This is a genomic window from Pseudoalteromonas sp. NZS127_1 (assembly GCF_015864295.1).
In the GTDB taxonomy this organism is placed as follows: domain Bacteria; phylum Pseudomonadota; class Gammaproteobacteria; order Enterobacterales; family Alteromonadaceae; genus Pseudoalteromonas; species Pseudoalteromonas arctica.
Genome location: NZ_JADYXO010000001.1, coordinates 287009 through 306227 on the forward strand (window position 1 = coordinate 287009; position 19219 = coordinate 306227).

At 37.2% G+C, this 19219-nt stretch carries 11 protein-coding genes; 10 read left to right on the plus strand and 1 reads right to left on the minus strand.

From position 1 onward, the window contains the following. The first annotated feature begins 63 nt into the window (after nt 1–63). The 9 genes from I6F50_RS01170 to I6F50_RS01210 all read left to right on the plus strand — a co-directional run bounded on the left by I6F50_RS01170 (nt 64) and on the right by I6F50_RS01210 (nt 16336). The gene (locus tag I6F50_RS01170) at nt 64–1059 is read left to right on the plus strand and encodes a YCF48-related protein (protein ID WP_197140575.1); all 996 of its coding nucleotides are present in this window, start codon (nt 64–66) and stop codon (nt 1057–1059) included. Next, nucleotides 1059–3380 carry an RND family transporter gene (locus I6F50_RS01175; RefSeq protein ID WP_197140577.1) on the plus strand — a complete coding sequence of 774 codons (2322 nt, stop codon included), beginning with the start codon at nt 1059–1061 and terminating at the stop codon, nt 3378–3380. The genes I6F50_RS01170 and I6F50_RS01175 overlap by 1 nt, the downstream gene beginning before the upstream one ends. 208 nt (nt 3381–3588) lie before the next feature. Continuing rightward, nucleotides 3589–8430 carry an NAD-glutamate dehydrogenase gene (locus I6F50_RS01180; RefSeq protein ID WP_033027177.1) on the plus strand — a complete coding sequence of 1614 codons (4842 nt, stop codon included), beginning with the start codon at nt 3589–3591 and terminating at the stop codon, nt 8428–8430. A 120-nt stretch (nt 8431–8550) separates the two neighbouring features. After that, nucleotides 8551–9561: a quinone-dependent dihydroorotate dehydrogenase gene (gene pyrD, locus I6F50_RS01185; RefSeq protein WP_010552659.1), complete on the plus strand. Its 1011-nt coding sequence runs from the start codon at nt 8551–8553 to the stop codon at nt 9559–9561. Between the two features lie 117 nt (nt 9562–9678). Further along, a complete protein-coding gene (locus I6F50_RS01190) occupies nt 9679–10209 on the plus strand; it encodes a cell division protein ZapC (RefSeq protein ID WP_007586900.1) in 531 nt (176 codons plus the stop codon). Nucleotides 10210–10300: 91 nt separating this feature from the next. Continuing rightward, nucleotides 10301–12418, plus strand: coding sequence for a bifunctional 23S rRNA (guanine(2069)-N(7))-methyltransferase RlmK/23S rRNA (guanine(2445)-N(2))-methyltransferase RlmL (gene rlmKL / locus I6F50_RS01195; protein ID WP_197140587.1), 2118 nt, complete (start codon nt 10301–10303; stop codon nt 12416–12418). Further along, nucleotides 12411–12650: a glutaredoxin family protein gene (locus I6F50_RS01200; RefSeq protein WP_007586898.1), complete on the plus strand. Its 240-nt coding sequence runs from the start codon at nt 12411–12413 to the stop codon at nt 12648–12650. The genes rlmKL and I6F50_RS01200 overlap by 8 nt, the downstream gene beginning before the upstream one ends. Before the next feature lie 15 nt (nt 12651–12665). Next, complete coding sequence (locus I6F50_RS01205; RefSeq protein ID WP_010552661.1) at nt 12666–14579, plus strand: ABC transporter ATP-binding protein; 1914 nt, start codon at nt 12666–12668, stop codon at nt 14577–14579. An 11-nt stretch (nt 14580–14590) separates the two neighbouring features. Next, the gene (locus tag I6F50_RS01210) at nt 14591–16336 is read left to right on the plus strand and encodes a DUF3466 family protein (protein ID WP_024589193.1); all 1746 of its coding nucleotides are present in this window, start codon (nt 14591–14593) and stop codon (nt 16334–16336) included. A gap of 121 nt (nt 16337–16457) precedes the next feature. On the opposite strand, the gene I6F50_RS01215 is transcribed toward I6F50_RS01210, so the two are convergent. Continuing rightward, nucleotides 16458–16964: a DUF2062 domain-containing protein gene (locus I6F50_RS01215; protein WP_007586895.1), complete on the minus strand. Its 507-nt coding sequence runs from the start codon at nt 16962–16964 to the stop codon at nt 16458–16460. On the opposite strand from I6F50_RS01215, the gene I6F50_RS01220 reads away from it, so the two are divergent. Continuing rightward, nucleotides 16944–19211, plus strand: coding sequence for a DNA internalization-related competence protein ComEC/Rec2 (locus I6F50_RS01220; RefSeq protein WP_197140589.1), 2268 nt, complete (start codon nt 16944–16946; stop codon nt 19209–19211). The genes I6F50_RS01215 and I6F50_RS01220 overlap by 21 nt on opposite strands. Nucleotides 19212–19219 lie beyond the last annotated feature (8 nt).

A 19219-nucleotide genomic window follows, 5' to 3' on the forward strand; every position in this document is an offset into this window, starting at 1 on the left:
AGCGCGCAACGCTTTCCCCAGTAAAAAGACAAACAACTCTCTCGTACAAGGCGATTAAAATTTATGAAGTATTTGGTATATGCCAGCCTGATAATAAGCGGTGCGAGTGTTGCACAAGAAGCCCCTAGCAATGCAATCAGTGCAACAAATGCAGCTAAAACCTTACTCACCGACATAACCAACACAGGCAATGGTCTAATTGCAGTAGGTAAACACGGTACTGTTATTAAAAGTATCTCGGGTGATAAATGGCAACAAGCTGAGCTAGTCCCAACTCAAGTGCTATTAACTGCCGTTGATTTTAGTAATGAAAATAATGGATGGGCGTGTGGCCACGATGCAACAATAATAAATACTACTGACGGTGGTGTTAATTGGCAACTACAACAAGTACAACCAAAATTAGACAAACCATGTTTAGATATTCTATTTGAAGATGATTTAAAAGGTTTTGCAGTGGGCGCATATGGCATGTTTTATCAAACCACCGATGGTGGTAAACATTGGCAAAAACGCTTTTTAGATTCGCTATTATTTAGTGATGATCGTGATTACTTGAACGATTTAAAAGAAAATGACCCCGAAGGATACGAAGCCGAAACTGCTTCAATTTTACCGCACTTTAATCGAATCGAAAAAACAGATAATGGTTTAATGCTGGTTGGTGAGATGGGCTTGATGGCCAGAAGCATTGATGATGGTCAAACTTGGCAAAGGATAGAAGAAATTTATCCTGGTTCATTCTTTGCAGTTGCATCAGATAGCACACAAGAAATTGTGGCAGGGCTTCGAGGTAATGTTTTTGCAAAGCAAAATGGTGAACAGCAGTGGCAGCATTTCGAAAATGTTAAAACAGCGACGATCAACAACATCATTAATTATAATAACAAACAATGGCTTATGCTTGCCAACAGTGGCGTTATTTTTCATCTTCAAGATGGGTTACTCACCCATGAGCAGCTTGCTGACGGTAAAGCGATTCTTGATGGTGTAATATTAGATAACAGGCTGATTATGGCTACAGAAGATGGCATTAAAGTGAAGGAGTTAACCCCTTAATGCATAAACTACTCGATTTTATTGAAAAGGCGATTTTTAGACATCGCTTAATTATGCTTATAAGTTTTGCACTTATAAGCTGTTTACTTGTATTCAAAGCGACTCAAATTCAATTAGATGCATCGTTTAATAAAAATATTCCGTTAAACCACGATTATATGAAAGTGTATACCAAGCATGAAAAGCAGTTTGGTGGTGCAAACAGTATTTTGATTTCAGTGTGTGATGACAGTGGTGATATATTTAATCCAGAGTTCTTTACTCAATTAAAAGCGGTTCACGATCAGCTTTATTTCATTCCTGGCGTAAATCGTCCATTAGTTAACTCAATATTTTCACCCAGTGCTCGTTTTGTTGAAGTAGTGGAGGATGGCTTTGCCGGTGGCCCAATTATTCCTGCTAACTTTAAAGCAGATAAGCGTGGTTTAGGTGTAGTAAAGGAAAACATTGAAAAAGCAAAAGTTGTAGGACGTATGATTGCCAGCGATTATTCGTGTGCAATGGTAACTGCTCAACTTTTAGAAACTGATCCTCAAACACAACAAAAATTAGACACATTAGCTTTTGCACAAAAGCTAGAAAGTGATTTAAGAGAGCCTTTAAGTACGGACAAAGTAAGTATTCATATTATTGGCTTTGCAAAAATGGCTGGTGATATAGCGGAAGGTGCAAAAGGGGTGGTTGTATTTTTTGCCATTGCTATCGCTTTTACCTTTATTATGGTCTGGCTATTTTGTGGCAGTTTAAAGCTGACTATTTTGCCTATCGCATGTTCCATTATTGCTGTTATTTGGCAATTAGGCCTGCTTTCAAGTTTAGGTTTTGGCCTTGATCCTATGTCTATTTTGGTACCGTTTTTAGTATTTGCTATTGGTGTAAGCCATGGTGTGCAGATGATAAATGCGATTGGTAAAAAAGTAGGTGAAGGTAAAACAACACGTATTTGTTGTCAGTCAAGTTTTAGGGCTTTATTAGTGCCAGGCGGTATTGCACTGCTTTCAGACACCGTAGGCTTCTTAACATTACTTACCATCGATATTGGTATTATCCGTGAACTTGCCATTACAGCGAGTTTAGGTGTAGCAGTAATTATATTTACTAATTTAATCTTATTGCCAGTTTGGGCTTCGTACATGAACTTTGAAAACAGTGTACATATTCAATCTGGTGATGCAGCAAAACCAAACATGCTTGATAAAATCCGCGACTTACTTGTTAAAGCGACTGATCCTAAAGTAGCTAAAATGATTATTGGTTTTACCCTTGTTCTATTTGCTTTAGGTTACTGGCAAGCAGATAAAATGCGTATAGGTGACTTACATGCAGGCGCGCCATCACTGCATCAAGATGCTCGTTATAATCAAGACACGTTTTTAATATCAGACAAGTACACTATCTCGTCTGATATCTTAAAGGTAATTGTAGAAGCGTATCCTGCAGCATGTACTGAGCATGATGTGATGGAGCGTATAAGCCGTTTTCAATACAAAGTAGAGAATGTAGCAGGTGTGCAGTCTGCTGTAAGTTTGAGCTCTGTAGCTCAATCGGTTAACGCAGGCTACAACGAAGGCAATTTGAAATGGCAAAGCTTGCCACGAAATTCAGCAAGTTTAGTGCAGTCAACGTCTCGAGTTGAAACTAGTACAGGTTTACTTAACGGTGATTGTTCAGTTATGCCAGTGATTATATTTTTAGATGATCATAAAGCACAAACTATAGATACTGTAATTAAGAGTGTTAAGCAATTTGCGCAAGAAGAGGGCACTGATAAATTAGCATTTAAATTAGCTTCAGGACCTGTTGGTGTAATGGCAGCGACTAATGAGTCAGTTGCAGAAGCGCAAATACCAATGATGCTTTATGTTTATGGTGCCGTTATCATTTTATGTTTAATGAGCTTTAGAAGCGTAAAAGCAACGATTGCTGTGGTATTGCCGCTTTATATCGTATCAACACTTGCACAAGCACTTATGGTGCAATTAGAAATAGGCTTAACCGTTTCTACTTTGCCAGTTATTGCTCTAGGAGTAGGTATTGGGGTCGATTACGGTATTTATATACTGTCGTCGATGATGGGGCAGCTTAAGCAAAATGTACCATTAAGTGTTGCTTATCGAAATGCGCTTGTTGAACGTGGCAGTGCGGTTCTATTTACCGGTATTACACTTGCGATTGGTGTGAGTACGTGGATATTCTCAGATCTTAAATTCCAAGTTGATATGGGTATACTGTTAACCTTCATGTTTTTAGTGAATATGTTAGGTGCAGTGTTGTTATTACCCGCTATTGGTAGCCTTCTCTGGACTGACCAGAAAAAATAATGTGAATAATTTTGCTCCTAAATGGCCTGTAAAGGCCATTTATATCTACAATTTGTGAATAGATGACCAAATAGCTGAAATGCTTAAAATGTTTTCATCGAAAGGGCTGTTTATTAACTGTAAAAGGGTTAGAATTTGATTGACTCCACGCTAATGAATAGCTGTACAAATTCCTGCTCCTGAGCAGTAATAGATTAAGGAACATACAATGACACGAAATGAAGGCCAAGCCTCGGTTATCCTAGATAATGTCTGTAAGCTGATCCAGAAAAAAGTTCGCGCTGATAATGTGTTACTCGTTGAGAAATTCGCCAAAGCCTTGTACAGCAATATGTCTAAAGAGGATTTGGCAAACCGCAACGATAGTGACCTATATGGCGCAGCATTAAGCCTTTGGAACTCGCTAGAAAAAAATACTACCGACGACGCAGTTATCCGCGTTTTCAACCCTGAAGTGGCAAAAGATGGCTGGCAGTCATCACATACAATCGTAGAGATTATTACTAAAGACATGCCGTTTTTAGTTGATTCTGTTCGTATGGCCATGACTCGTGAAAATATCGCCTCTCACTTATTACTTCACTGCCCATTAAAAATTAAGCGCGATGAAAACGCTAAAATTTCTGGATTATCAAATTTAAAAGCAGAGCAAGAATCCTCATCTACTAAAACAGTATTTTTTATTGAAATTGACCGTCAAACAGATTCTTCTGTGATTGAGTCTTTCAAGAAAGAGTTAGAGTCGGTTCTTGTTGATGTATCAGTTGCTGTTGATGATTGGCAGCCAATTCGTAAAAAATTGATTGCAGTAACCAAAGAGTTACCTAAACGTCATCATAATAAAACGACAGAAGAAGTTTCAGAAACAACTGAGTTTTTAGATTGGTTAGCGAAAGATAACTTTACCCTAATGGGTTACCGTGAATATGAGCTAAGCCCAGTTCAAGGTGATTACCAATTAAAAGGTAAAATGGAATCAAGCCTTGGCTTGATGAAAAACTCTACTGAAGAGCACACACGATTATTATCAGAATTACCAGAAGTTGCCCGCCAAGAAGCACGCAGCAGCAACCTACTGATCCTAACAAAAACTAACTCTGTTTCTCGCGTTCACCGTCCAGCTTACATCGATTACGTAGGTATTAAGCGTTTTGACGATGAAGGCAATGTAATTGGTGAAGACCGCTTTATTGGTTTGTTCTCATCAAGCTTTTACAATAACAGTGCTACTGATGTGCCTGTTTTAAAGAGTAAAATTAACCGCATTATGGAAATGTGTGATTTTGCTAAAGGTACACACGCTTACAAAGCTGTTTTAAATATTTTAGAAACCTACCCACGTGACGAGCTAGTTCAAGCGCGCGAAAGTGAGCTACTTGAAGTTGCTATGGGTGTTTTACAAGTACAAGAGCGCGATATGTGTCGCTTGTTTGTACGTAAAGATGCGTATGGTCGCTTTTTATCTTGCATGGTTTATGTTCCTCGCGAACGCTATAACACGGCTCTTCGTCGTGAAACGCAAGATATATTAGCTAATGCATTTAATTCTGACGATAAAGTCGAATTTACTACTTATTTCTCTGAGTCAACACTGGCGCGTACTCATTACACCGTTCGTGTGACCGACAACAAGATCGAATATAACGTGAAAGACATCGAAAACAATTTAGTAGAAGCTGCACGTACGTGGGAAGATAAACTTCAATCTGCACTTTTAGAGTCTGCGGGTGAAGCACGTGGTAACGATTTAAATCGTAAATACTGTAATGCATTTGCACGCTCATACAAAGACGAAGTGCTTCCAAGTGCTGCGGTTGTTGATATTGAAAAGTTAGAACTACTTAGCGATGAAAACAAGCTAGAAATGCTGTTTTACCGTCCTCAAGAAGAAGCAAACAGTAATATTGTACGATTAAGCTTATTCCATAAAGATGAGCCAATTCACTTATCTGATGTTATGCCAATGCTTGAAAACTTTGGTCTGCGCGTTGTTGGTGAAACACCATATTCAGTTAAAACTAGCGATGGTCGTATTAACTGGATCATGGACTTCTCGATGCTTATTGACAGCAAAGGGATGGCAGACTTTGATAAAATTTCAGCACGTTTTCGCGCTGCATTAACAAATGTGTGGGGCAACCGCCTTGAAAATGATGGTTTTAACCGTCTAGTATTAATGGGTGGCCTAACTGGCCGCGAAGCCTCTATTTTACGTGCTTACGCTAAGTACATGCGTCAAATTGGTGTAACGTTCTCACAAAGTTACATTGAAAGCACATTTGCAAATTATCCAAACATTGCAGCGCAAATTGTTAATTTATTTGCTAAAAAGTTCTCAGTTAAGAGCCCAGCAAGTGCTAAAACACTTGAAAAGTTAAGTACGCAAATTTACTTAGAACTTGAAAATGTAGCAAACCTTGATGATGACCGCATTATACGTTTATACGTAGATATGATTGTTGCGACACTACGTACCAACTATTTCCAAAAAGATGATGCAGGTCAGTTTAAATCTTATGTTTCGTTTAAAATACAGCCTAGCTTAATTCCTGATGTACCACTTCCACTTCCTGCGTTTGAGATCTTTGTTTATTCTCCGCGCGTTGAAGGTGTGCATTTACGTTACGGTAAAGTAGCGCGTGGTGGTCTGCGTTGGTCTGACCGTCGTGAAGACTTCCGTACTGAAGTACTTGGCTTAGTTAAAGCGCAACAAGTTAAAAATACAGTAATTGTACCTGTTGGCTCTAAAGGTGGTTTTGTATGTAAACAATTACCTAGTGAGCGCGAAGCGTTTATAAAAGAAGGCCAAGAGTGTTACAAAATCTTTATCCGTGGTCTTCTAGATATTACAGATAACATAGAGCGCGGTGAAGTAGTGCCAGCTCGTGATGTTGTTCGCCACGATGAAGATGATGCATACCTAGTGGTTGCAGCCGACAAAGGTACAGCTACTTTCTCTGATATCGCAAACGGCATAGCTAATGAATACAATTTCTGGCTAGGCGATGCATTCGCATCAGGTGGCTCGGTTGGTTACGATCATAAGAAAATGGGTATTACAGCTAAAGGCGCATGGGAGTCAGTTAAACGACATTTCCGTGAAATGGATATCGATTGTCAAACGACTGACTTTACAGTGGTAGCCATAGGCGATATGGCTGGTGATGTATTTGGTAATGGTATGTTGTTATCTAAGCATATTCGTTTACAAGTTGCCTTTAACCATATGCACATTTTTGTTGATCCGAACCCAGATGCTGCTACTTCTTACCCAGAGCGCGAACGTTTATTTAATATGCCGCGTTCATCGTGGGAAGATTACAATAAAGAGTTAATTTCTGCCGGTGGTGGTGTTTTCTCTCGTGCTGCTAAATCAATTACGCTTAGCCCAGAAATGAAAAAAATGTTGGGCACTAAAAAAGCAAGTATGACCCCAAATGAGTTAATGAAAGCTTCATTGATGATGGAGTTCGATTTACTGTGGAATGGCGGCATTGGTACATACATTAAAAACTCTAAAGAAACTGATGCAGATGTAGGGGATCGTGCAAACGATGCACTACGTATCAATGGTAGAGATTTAGGCGCTAAAATAATTGGTGAGGGTGGTAACTTAGGTGCAACTCAATTAGGTCGTGTTGAATTTGCAGCTAAGGGTGGTCGTGTTAATACTGACTTTATTGATAACGTAGGGGGCGTTGCCTGTTCAGATAACGAAGTTAACATTAAGATTTTACTTAATGGCTTGGTTGCTGAAGGCGACTTAACACGTAAACAACGTGATGAGCTACTTTATTCTATGACAGATGAAGTATCTGAATTAGTATTAAAAGACTGTTACCGTCAAACACATACTATTTCAATTACGCAGTCTAAAGGTACTTCAACGCTTAAAGAAAAGATTCGCTTTATTCATGCACTTGAAAAAGATGGTAAGTTAAACCGTGCTATTGAGTTCATTCCAAGTGATGAAGAATTGGCAGAACGTGCAGCCGCAGGTAAAGACTTAACTCGCCCTGAGCTTTCAGTGCTAGTGTCTTACGCAAAAATGGTATTAAAAGAGTCTTTAGTAAGTGATGAAATTACTGAAAACCCTTACTATCGCCAATTGCTTGTGAAGTCATTCCCACGTCCTCTACGTGAGAAGTTTAACGATGCGATGAACAACCATCCACTTCGTAAAGAAATTATTGCAACTAAACTTGCTAACAGTATCGTTAATGATATGGGTTTAAACTTCATGGTACGTATGCATGAAGAAACCGGTGCCAACGAAGCTGAAATTGCAATGTGTTACTCAATTGCTAGCGAAATATTTGAAATGCGTGATACATGGTCTTCTATCAGCGCACTGGATAATAAAATACCAGCAGCGGTACAAACTGAAATGCTTTACCAACTTCGTCGTACTGTTCGCCGTACTACGCGCTGGTTCTTACGTCATCGTAATAAGTCACAAACGATTGAACAAGGAATTGAATTCTTTGCGCCAACGTTTAAAGATTTAAGCGATAATTTAAATACATACATGATTGAAAAAGAAAATGACCGTATTGTAATTGAAGCTAATAAGTTAATTGATGCCGGCGTTCCTGCAGATATAGCTAAGCGTATTGTTTCGTTATCAAGCTTATTCTCTGTGATGGATTTAGCTGAGGTTGCTAATAATTCAGGTAAGAGTATTTCGATGGTATCGAATACTTACTTTAAACTAGGCGCGAGAATGGGTCTGCATTGGTTCTTAGAGCAAATAACTAAGCAACCAGTAGCAAATCATTGGCAAGCACTTGCTCGTTCATCTTACCGTGAAGAGCTTGATTGGCAGCAACGTACGTTATCTGAAGTGGTGCTAAATAGCTTTGAAGGTGACGAGAGCGATGTTGATAGTCAAATAGATGAGTGGATGGATAGCCAAGATTTATTACTTCAGCGTTGGAAACAAATGTTGGCTGAGTTTAAAACATCACAAAGCCACGACTTTGCTAAGTTCTCAGTTGCACTTCGTGAACTTATGTTATTAAGTCACAACTGTGATACATCAGGAAAATAATTTAGCTTTAATCAGTTATTTGTTTAGTAAATAAATAACTGATTGTTAAAATTGTTATACAATACCTCAGCCTTGTCTGAGGTATTTTTTTGTCTGAAATTTAAAAAGAGGATTATATTGATGTTTTATGATTTAGCTCGCCGTTTTATGTTTACCCGTGATGCGGAGTGGGCGCATGAGTTTGCACTTAATAATCTTCGTCGTTTTGCTAATACGCCTCTAAATATAGCTTGGTCACAAAGTGTTTCAGATAAACCCGTAAACTTTTTAGGTCTTGAATTTAAAAATCCAGTAGGGCTTGCCGCTGGCCTGGATAAAAATGCAGAATGTATAGATGCATTTAGCCAAATGGGATTTGGTTTTATTGAAGTTGGAACGGTTACACCGCGTCCTCAAGTTGGTAATGACAAGCCACGTATTTTTAGACTTCCAGAGTCAAACGCAATTATTAACCGTATGGGTTTTAATAATAAAGGTGTTGATAATTTAGTCGAAAATGTAAAAGCAGCAAAGTACAGTGGCATACTCGGTATCAATATTGGTAAAAATAAAGATACACCTAACGAGCAAGGTAAAGATGACTACATTCATTGTATGCGTAAAGTATTTGAGCATGCCTCATATATTACGGTAAATATTTCATCACCAAATACCCCAGGGCTTCGTGATTTACAATATGGTGCTGCACTTGATGATTTATTGCAAAGTCTTAAAAATGAACAGTTAGATTTAATTGCAAAGCATAATAAGCAAGTTCCTATGCTTGTAAAAATTGCACCGGATCTCGATCAAATACAAATAGAGCAAGTAAGTGAGTCACTTTTAAATAATAAAATTGATGGTGTAATTGCCACAAACACAACGCTTGAGCGAGCCGCAGTCATGGGGCAGCAATATGCACAAGAGGCGGGCGGTTTATCAGGTCACCCTGTTAGAATGCGCTCTACAGAGGTAGTAAGTGAGCTAAAACGCTTAACACAAGGTAAGCTACCAATCATCGGAGTCGGCGGTATTGATGATGCTACATCTGCAAAAGAAAAGTTAGATGCAGGCGCAAATTTAGTTCAGGTTTATACTGGGTTCATCTACAAAGGTCCACAATTGGTAAAGTCGATCGTTAACGGCTTATAAGGATCAGTTATCTAAGCTTTTGATCGTTAGCTAAATGTTCTAAGCAAACATTTTAAAAGTGGTCAAAAGCGGTTATACTCTGAGCAATAATTATTCAACATACCCAAGGAGGAGTAAATGTTACAAGCATCAAAGCAATGGCAGTGGATTACTTGTCCTGATAAAAATCGTTTGTTACTTGATTTAAATGACGACATGCAATTATGCACGCCTTATAAATTAAGACAGCTCACCGATTCTGTTTTTAAAAATCCACGTTTTAGTCTCGAAGATGCTGCATTTTACGAACAAGTTTATAATTATCTGGATGGATTTGAATTGTGGTCTGCGGCTCAAATTTGTCAAATATCATTAAATGCTACTGCTGTTAAGTATCACTTAAAACCCGTTTTAGCAAAAAGTTGGTTTTTTGAAGAATATACCGGGACAGAGCCAAGCGTAGAGGCAATAGTAAAATTAACATCTAAAGCGCAGTCAGGTGATTTTTTAATTGTAGAGCATTGTCCTGATGCATCTATTTGTTTGAATTTAAGTGAAACCTTTAAATTAGACGAAAACTTATCTTTAGCGCAATTTGAAGTAATCCGTATTTTGAATAATCGAGTACACCCCATCCTAAATCAGCAATATCAAAGTCAAACCGCCTAACCAAATTTAAGCCTTAAGCGTGTCTTTATGGCGTGTTTGTCGCCCAACCTATGTTATAATCCTGCGCAATTAGCTATTAAGGGTTATTACTTTGCAATTTATCGCACTTACTTCTATCGGAATCGAAAATTTATTGGTTGATGAACTAACAGAACTTGGCGCAACCGTATCTAAGCAAACTGTTGGTTCTGTTCGTTTTGAGGCTGACTCATTACTTGCGCAAAAGGTTTGTTTATCAACTCGTTTTGCAACGCGTGTGCTTATGCTTATTGAAGAAAAAGAAGGCGTAGATGACAAAAATAGCCTGTATAATTTTGCGCGCTCGCAACCTTGGCAAGAATGGTTTGGACCTACGCAAACATTCGCTGTCGACTTCAACGGTACCAATGACTCATTAAAAAACACGCAATTTTCGGGTCTTGTAATCAAAGATGCGATTGTTGACTATTTTAATGATTTATACGAGCAACGTCCTAACGTTGATAAGCAAGATGCTAACGTGCGCGTAGTTGCACGATTAAATCGTTACGGCGTATCGATGTATATTGACTATTCAGGTCCTCGTTTGTCAGAACGTGGTTACCGCCAAGGCCAAGGTAAAGCGCCAATTAAAGAGCACTTAGCTGCTGCATTAATTAAGCGAAGTGGCTGGCTTGAAAATGTAAAACAGCCTTTATTCGATCCATGTTGTGGTGCGGGTACTATTTTGATAGAAGCTGCCGGTATGGCGCGAAACGAAGCGCCAGGATTATTCCGTGAAGGTTTTGCTTTTGAGCGTTTACCCAGTTTTAGAGCCGCTAAGTTTAAAGAGCTTAAAGAAGAGTTACTCGCTAATATTACTGATCCTAAATTGTGGTTAATTGGCCACGATTACGATGAGCAAGTATTAAGTAAAGCAATTGATAATGCTAAACGAGCCGAGCTTGACGACGTGATTAAGTTTAAGCAAAGTGATGCAACTAAACTTACAGCTGTTGCAAAATTACCGGGTGTTGTAATTTCAAACTTACCTTATGGTGAGCGTATTGGCTCTATGGCTGAGCTTGTTGATTTACACCGTAATTTAGGCGTTGGCTTTAAAAAGCACTTCAATCACTGGAAACTTGCCTTATTGGGTATGGACGAGAGCTTATTTAAACTTTTAAAACTTGTGCGCCTTAAGCGTTATAAATTTAAAAATGGCCCGCTTGATGTAGAACTTAACTTATATCAATTAGATGATAAGCAAGTAAGTTTGACTACAGATGACAAAAAAGCACTCAATTTTGAAGGCTCAACGTCATTTGCAAATAGATTGAAAAAAAATAAGCAAGGCTTAAAAAACTGGCTTAAACAAAATCAAATAGATGCTTATCGCGTCTATGAAGCGGATATCCCTGAATACAATGTTGCTGTAGATATTTATGGTGACTCTGCTGTAATTTTTGAATATGCAGCGCCTAAAGAAATTGATGAAAAAACATCAGAAAAACGCCTGCAAGATGTAATAAGTTTAACGGCTCAACAGCTTGAGATTTCACCTGAAAACATTGCTGTAAAAGTACGTAAAAAGCAGAAGGGCGAAGATCAATACACCGCTATGTCTAAACAAAACCGTACTATGGTTGTTGAAGAGTTTGGTGCTAAGTTCAAAGTTAATTTATTTGACTACTTAGACACAGGCTTGTTTTTAGACCACCGTTTAATGCGCCGTTATATTCAAGAAAATGCTAAAGATAAACGTTTCTTAAACCTTTTTGCATACACAGGTACAGCTTCTGTACATGCTGCTCTTGGTGGTGCTAAAGCCATTACTACAGTCGATTTATCAAAGACCTACTTAAAATGGGGCCAAGATAACTTTGATTTAAATGGTATTAGTAATACACGATACCGCTTTGAACAAGCAGATTGTTTAAAATGGTTAGAGCACGCAACGGCGCAATATGATCTGATATTTTTAGATCCTCCAACGTTTTCAAACTCAAAACGTATGAAAGACGCGTTTGATGTGCAGAGCGATCACATTAAATTATTAACGTGGGTTAAAAAGATTTTGAGCCCATCGGGTACTTTGATTTTCTCTAATAACAAACGTGGCTTTGTAATAGATGAAGTTGGCCTGATTGGTCTAGGTTTAAAAGCCATTAATATTTCAGATAAAACGTTATCACCAGACTTTAAACGTAATAAAAAAATCCATAATAGCTGGTTAATCACACATGGCTAAATGGGTTTTATATCACACTGATGGTTGCCACTTGTGCGAGCAAGCTGAGCAACTTATCACTGAGGTACTTAGTAATACGAGTGAGTTATTACTAATCGATATTATGACTGATGAGCAGCTTATAGCTGAGTATCAAATTACTATTCCTGTATTAAAAAGTGAAAAAGGCGAGCAATTATTTTGGCCTTTTACTTTACACACTGTGCGCGAATTTTTAGCACAAGCAGAATAAGAGCAAATAAGAACTATGGATTTAATTAGAATTTTAAAAGCACAACTTGCTTTTGGTACGCATGCTTTGCTTAACAAAGCAGATGCCGTTATAGAAAGTGGCGAAAGAGTGTGTGTTGTTGGTCGAAATGGCGCGGGTAAGTCAACTCTATTAAAAGTGCTTGATGGCGAAGTTGTATTAGATGATGGTGAAATAAATCAGCTAGGCGGGATTAGAATTTCTCGTTTAGAACAAGATCCACCAAAAGGCGCAAATGGCACAGTATTTGATTATGTTGCGCAAGGTATGCCTGAGATTGCAAACTTACTAATTGATTTTCATCATGTAAGTAATGAGTTGCAAACAGTGTGTACTGATAAGTTATTAAACAAGCTTGAACGTTTATCAAATCAACTAGAAGCGGCTGATGGCTGGCGCTTTGATAGCCGAATTCAATTAGTGCTAACACAATTAGAATTAACGCCAGAAGCTAAACTTGAGTCTCTTTCTGGTGGTTGGTTACGTAAAGTAGCACTTGCACGTGCACTTGTCAGTGAGCCTGATTTATTATTACTTGATGAGCCAACAAACCATTTAGACATGGCAAGCGTCATGTGGCTTGAGCAATTTTTAAAAGAGTTTAAAGGCGGAATCGTATTTATATCGCATGACCGTGCGTTTATTCGCGCTGTTGCTACGCGTATTTTAGATTTAGACCGTGGTAAGCTTATTTCGTACCCTGGTGATTACGCTACGTACTTAGAGCAAAAAGCCCATGATTTAAAAGTTGAAGAAAGCCAAAATGCATTGTTCGATAAGCGTTTAGCCGAAGAAGAAACATGGATCCGCCAAGGTGTTAAAGCGCGTAGAACGCGTAACGAAGGACGTGTTAGAGAGTTAAAACAGCTTCGTACAGAGCGTAAGCAACGTGTTGACCAAGTTGGTAAAACTGATTTCAATATTGAAACAGCAGATCGCTCTGGTAAGTTAGTATTTGAAGCTCAACATCTTTGTCATGCATTTAAAGACAAAGTTATTGCTGATGATTTTTCTACACTGGTAATGCGCGGTGACAGAATCGGTCTAGTAGGCCCAAATGGTATTGGTAAAACAACACTATTAAAGCTAATGTTTGGTGATTTAGAACCAGATAGCGGCATAACTAAGCAAGGTGTTAATTTAGAATTTGCTTACTTTGACCAATATCGTGAAAAGCTTGATGAAGAAGCAACAGTTCAAGATAACGTTGCCGAAGGTAAACAAGAAGTGATGATGGGCGGACGCTCACGTCATGTTTTAGGTTACCTGCAAGACTTTTTATTCCCTCCAGCACGCGCTCGAACCCCTGTTAAAGCACTCTCTGGTGGTGAAAAAAATAGACTACTATTAGCTAAACTGTTTTTAAAACCGTCTAATATCCTTGTTCTCGATGAGCCAACGAATGACTTAGACATTGAAACGTTAGAGTTACTAGAGGACATCATTAATCAATACCAAGGTACAGTGCTGATTGTAAGCCATGACCGTGAATTTATTGATAATACATGTTCAAGTGTATGGGCGTTTGAAGGTAACGGTAAAGTTACAGATATTGTAGGTGGCTATAGCGACTATGAGGCTTACGTTAACTATTTAGCTGAACAAGAAAAAAAAACGCAGCAGCAACCAGTAAAAAAAGTTGAAAAAGTAGTCGCTCCAGTTGCTAAACCTGCAGCTAAAACAAATAAACTCTCTTACAAATTAAAACTTGAATTAGAGCAACTACCGAATAAAATGGAAAAACTAGAAGCTGAAATTGAAGCTCAACAAGCTGTAGTTAGTGACTCAGACTTTTTTAAACAAGAGAGTGATGTAACAACTAAAGCATTGAACCATTTGGCACAACTTGAGTCTGACCTTGAAGCTGCGCTTGAGCGCTGGGAAGAACTTGAAGAATTACAGAATCAGTAGTAAGGACTAAAATGAAATATAAATTACTCGCTGCCAGTATTTTAGCGACATTAAGCACTTCAGCAACAAGTGCTACGTACCAGTTAAGTGAATTAGGAACTCTTGAAGACGCTAAATATTCTTATGTAACAGATGTAAGCGAAAGCGGGCATATTATTGGTTTCGCAAATGGTTTATACAATTTACCTATTGATATCAGCTATATAGATTTTACTGAAAATATTATTGAAAATAGCTACGATAATACAGAGGCTGCATTTGATTTAAGTGATAAAGAGATTACCTTTACACTTGATGACATTGAAAATAATGATGCAGTACTTACTAATTCTGATGCACATACTTTCATGGTTAGTTTTTTATCTTCAATTTCTACAAATTTTGAATATCAAAAATTAAGCTCATTAGTTGGCATAAAGTACAATGACACACAAGTAACAGAGCAACCGTTATTTGATGTTGCATCTGTTGATTATGATGGCTTAACGCGTTCAACTATTAACCTTTTTAATGCTGTAAGTGAAGACGGCGTTACTGTTGGTTGGGGCGGTGCTCCTTACGATAAAGTGTCTTTTACACCTGATGGTGAAGATGATGCAGAAACGTGGTTCACACATGAGTTTATAGAACGTGGGATTGTAATAAGTGCTGATGGCAGTATAAGTGTTGAGTTAGAGCCTGAGTTTAATGAATACGGCGGCACAAGCCGCGCTAACGATATAGTCAAAACAAATAGTGGTTACACTGTTGTAGGTAATATCTCTACAAGTATTCCTGATGACAGACAAGATAATATTGATGATAACTGTGATAATGAAGACGAACCAACGTCAGTGTGTATCAACTTATTAAATTCTAATATTTCACGAGGCTTATTTAATAAGCGTGCTGTTAAATGGGAACTTGATGAATCGTTAAATATTATTTCTGTTGAAGAGCTTGGTATGGCACTTACACCTGATGAAGGTGAAACGGAAGATGACGCATTTACGAGTACTGCTTTAGCAGTGAACAACAACGGTACAATTGTAGGTTCATCAAATACGCGTTATTACAAAAATGATGATACGATTCTTACAATGCCAGTCTATTTTAAAGACGGTGCAGTCACTGACTTTATTAATCAAGAAGACGATTGGCAGGCTGGTAAATCAATCGCTATTAATGATAATGATGTAATTACAGGTTATGCGACAAAGCGTATTGAAGGCACTCTTCGTAATAAATTCTTCTATCATGACATCGAAACAGGTAATACAGTTTTTCCAACTGATTATTTTTCAAGTTCAAGTTCTTATGGCAACGATATAAATAATCAAGGATATATTGTAGGCGAAGGGGAAGTGGGTGTATCTGATAGTTCACGACTCAAAGAAGCCTTTATTTACAAAATTGGTGAAGATAAAATCACTAATTTGAATGATTTACTGCCTTGTTATGACACTGATGGCGAAACTGACTACGCTTACTCAATGGTTGAAGCAACAGCTATCAATGAAAATAATGAAATATTTGGTACTGCGACTAAGACAGTTGAAAAACTTGATTCTTTAGGCGGTGTTGTAACTGATATCAATGGTGAAATTGAATACGAAAGTATTGCAGTTGCAGTTAAGTTAACGCCAATTGCAAATGGTGAAGTAGAAAACTGTGCTCCAGTAGAAGCAGAAGTGTATGAGCGTAACTCTGCTAGCTTTCCTTGGTATACATTATTGCTATTACCATTAGTTGGCTTAAGACGTATATTTCGCTTTTAAAGTTTACTAATATTGATTATAAAAAAAACCAACTTAATAAAGTTGGTTTTTTTTCGTCTATAATATTTTATAAGATTAGGATTGCCATGAATCTTATAATTATTATTTAGCTTTAACGCTACTAATTATTTCGCGATAACCATGCCTTTTTAACAGAACGACGCCAAATAATATCAATACCAAAATAGCCGATAATTGATGCAATAGAAGCACATACTAACGAACCTAGTAAAAATGCAGGACCAATAGTTTCTATGCTCTCTAGAAACCAAGACCAACTAGCTTCAAATACAAAGTGTTGCTCAGGCTGATTAAGTATTAATGTACCCACTAAGTATGAGCCATAAAAAATAGGTGGCATAGTTAGAGGGTTTGTAAGCCATACTAGTGCTACTGAGATAGGTAAATTAACTCTAAATAATATAGCGCCGGCTGCTGCTAAAACCATTTGAAAAGGAACAGGGATGAAAGCAAAAAATAACCCGACTGCAAATGCACCTCGAGCAGAACGTCTATTTAAATGCCAAAGATTTGCATCTTGTAAAAGGCGTCCAAATATTCTTAGTGATTTATGATGTCTAATTTTATTTGGATCAGGTAAAAATCTTTGGATCGTTTTTTTAGCCATTTAAAGCAACCATTTACATCAGTGTGGATAAGTCTTGGGTTTGTAATTGGCTGTATAGCAACCGTATTTTATTATCAAACTCTCGAATTTACAGTATTCACAATTTTCATTGTAATAATGAGCGCTTATTTTAAGCCGTTTTCAAACGTATTGTTAGGCTTTATTTGCGCAATTTGCTTTGTCGGACTGCATTTTTACCTATTTTATAGTTTTGAAATACCAAAACCGGATGAAAAGTATGCACTTGATTCTACATTAATTGTTGAAGAGGTTATTTCTGACAAAAAACCTCAATATATTAAAGTTAAAATAGTGGCATTAGAAGGGAGTAATTTCTCGGATTTTAGAGCACCCAAAGCAATGCTCAGTGTTAATTCTGCACAGTCTTTAATAGTAGGTGATGAATTTTCTGCTTTAATTCATTTAAAACATTTTCGTAGTAATAAAAATTTTAATGTATTTGATAATGAACGTTATGCTTTTATAAGTAGAATATTATTTAAAGGTAAAGTACTTAATAAAAATCTTAATATTATAAATAGCGACAAACAAAGCATAATTTTAGATTATCAACACTTCCTTAAAAACACTTATACGGATACAAAACTACAGTGGCTCTATTATGCATTGCTTAGCGGTGAAAAATCTTTGATGAGCTACGCTGATAAACAATTAATGCAATCTCTTGGGCTAAGTCATTTACTTGCTATATCGGGGTTACATATTGGTTTGATTTTTAGCTTCGGTTATCTATTTACTCGATTCATTTTTGCAAAGATTAATTCTTCGATTGGGCAATCATCCAACCTGACTCTTTATTACAGTTCATGCGGATTTTTAGTAGCCTTGGTTTATGTATACTTAAGTGACTTTTTAGTATCTGCAACGCGAGCGCTTATCATGCTGGGTTGTTATTTATTATTGTATTTTCTTGCTAAGCAGCCGCTGCGTTGGCGGAGCATTTTATTTGCCTTGGTTATTGTTCTTATTGTTAACCCATTTAATTTACTCAATCCAGGTCTCTACTTTTCATTTTTAGCTGTTGCTATCATTTTTACAGTTATTAATAAATTACCAATATTAAACACTCGCATAAAAAATAAAGTTATTTCACTGTTTGTTATTCAAATAGCGTTATTTATTGGTTTATTGCCACTTTCACTCTATTTTTTTAATGGGGTAAGTATTGCGGGTTTGATAATAAACTTAATTGCTATACCGCTGCTTTCAATCATTATCTTACCTTTTTTAATTGTTTTTACATTACTGAGTATTTTCTTAGATATAAGTATTTTAATAAACCTGTTTGATACTGGCTTATATGCGCTATTTAAATTGCTTAATGAAATACCAGAATCGTTAAGGTGGATAACGACTGGCAGAATTGACTCAATATTTGTCGTTTTTACTTATATTATTATGTTGATGGTTTATTTTCTTCCTTATAAATGGCTCGCTTTTATTCCAGCAATAACGCTTTTATTAAATTATTGGCTAACAGAAAAGTCTAAGTGGCAACTACATGTATTTGATGTAGGGCATGGACTGATGGCATTAATTGAAAAAGATAAACAAGTGCTTATTTATGATTTTGGCCCCAGTTATTTCAATCGCTTTAGCCGTACGCGAAGTATTTTATTGCCTTATATTAAAGCAAATAATTTAACAGTGAAAACGGCGATTCTAAGTCATGAAGATAATGATCATGCTGGAGGATTACAACATTTCATAGATGCTGGCTTTGGTGAAACATTACAACAATTTCATCCTAAAAATACACATAATGTATGTGAAGTCATAAACATTGATTTTGCTGGATTAAAAGTACAAAGCTTTAGTACAAAAGGGTTTGGAAATGAAAATGATGATTCATGCATTGTTAGGGTATCAGATAATACTCATAGCGTTTTACTTACTGGTGATATATCAAAAGCGCGTGAAGCATCGTTATTAGCGGATAATACATCATTAAAAAGTACAGTAATGTTAAGCCCGCATCATGGCAGCGATACATCCTCAAGTGTTAATTTTATAAATAACGTTGCTCCCCAAGTAGTCATTCATTCAAGTGCCTATAAAGGGCAATGGGAATTCCCCAAGGCCATTGTCGTTGAACGGTATAACCAAATAAATGCCCAGCAATTTACGACAGGCGTTGAAGGGCAAATTAGTATTAAATTTTATGCAAAGAATTTGGCTATAGAAACAGCAAGAGGGCAGGAAAGTTACTGGTTTATCAAAGATTGACGTTTAGT

Bases quoted from the DNA above. Each gene is read 5' to 3' on its own strand.
- I6F50_RS01170 (WP_197140575.1), top strand. From the start codon at position 64: ATGAAGTATTTGGTATATGCCAGCCTGATAATAAGCGGTGCGAGTGTT.
- I6F50_RS01175 (WP_197140577.1), top strand. From the start codon at position 1,059: ATGCATAAACTACTCGATTTTATTGAAAAGGCGATTTTTAGACATCGC.
- I6F50_RS01180 (WP_033027177.1), top strand. From the start codon at position 3,589: ATGACACGAAATGAAGGCCAAGCCTCGGTTATCCTAGATAATGTCTGT.
- pyrD (WP_010552659.1), top strand. From the start codon at position 8,551: ATGTTTTATGATTTAGCTCGCCGTTTTATGTTTACCCGTGATGCGGAG.
- I6F50_RS01190 (WP_007586900.1), top strand. From the start codon at position 9,679: ATGTTACAAGCATCAAAGCAATGGCAGTGGATTACTTGTCCTGATAAA.
- I6F50_RS01200 (WP_007586898.1), top strand. From the start codon at position 12,411: ATGGCTAAATGGGTTTTATATCACACTGATGGTTGCCACTTGTGCGAG.
- I6F50_RS01205 (WP_010552661.1), top strand. From the start codon at position 12,666: ATGGATTTAATTAGAATTTTAAAAGCACAACTTGCTTTTGGTACGCAT.
- I6F50_RS01210 (WP_024589193.1), top strand. From the start codon at position 14,591: ATGAAATATAAATTACTCGCTGCCAGTATTTTAGCGACATTAAGCACT.
- I6F50_RS01215 (WP_007586895.1), bottom strand. From the start codon at position 16,964: ATGGCTAAAAAAACGATCCAAAGATTTTTACCTGATCCAAATAAAATT.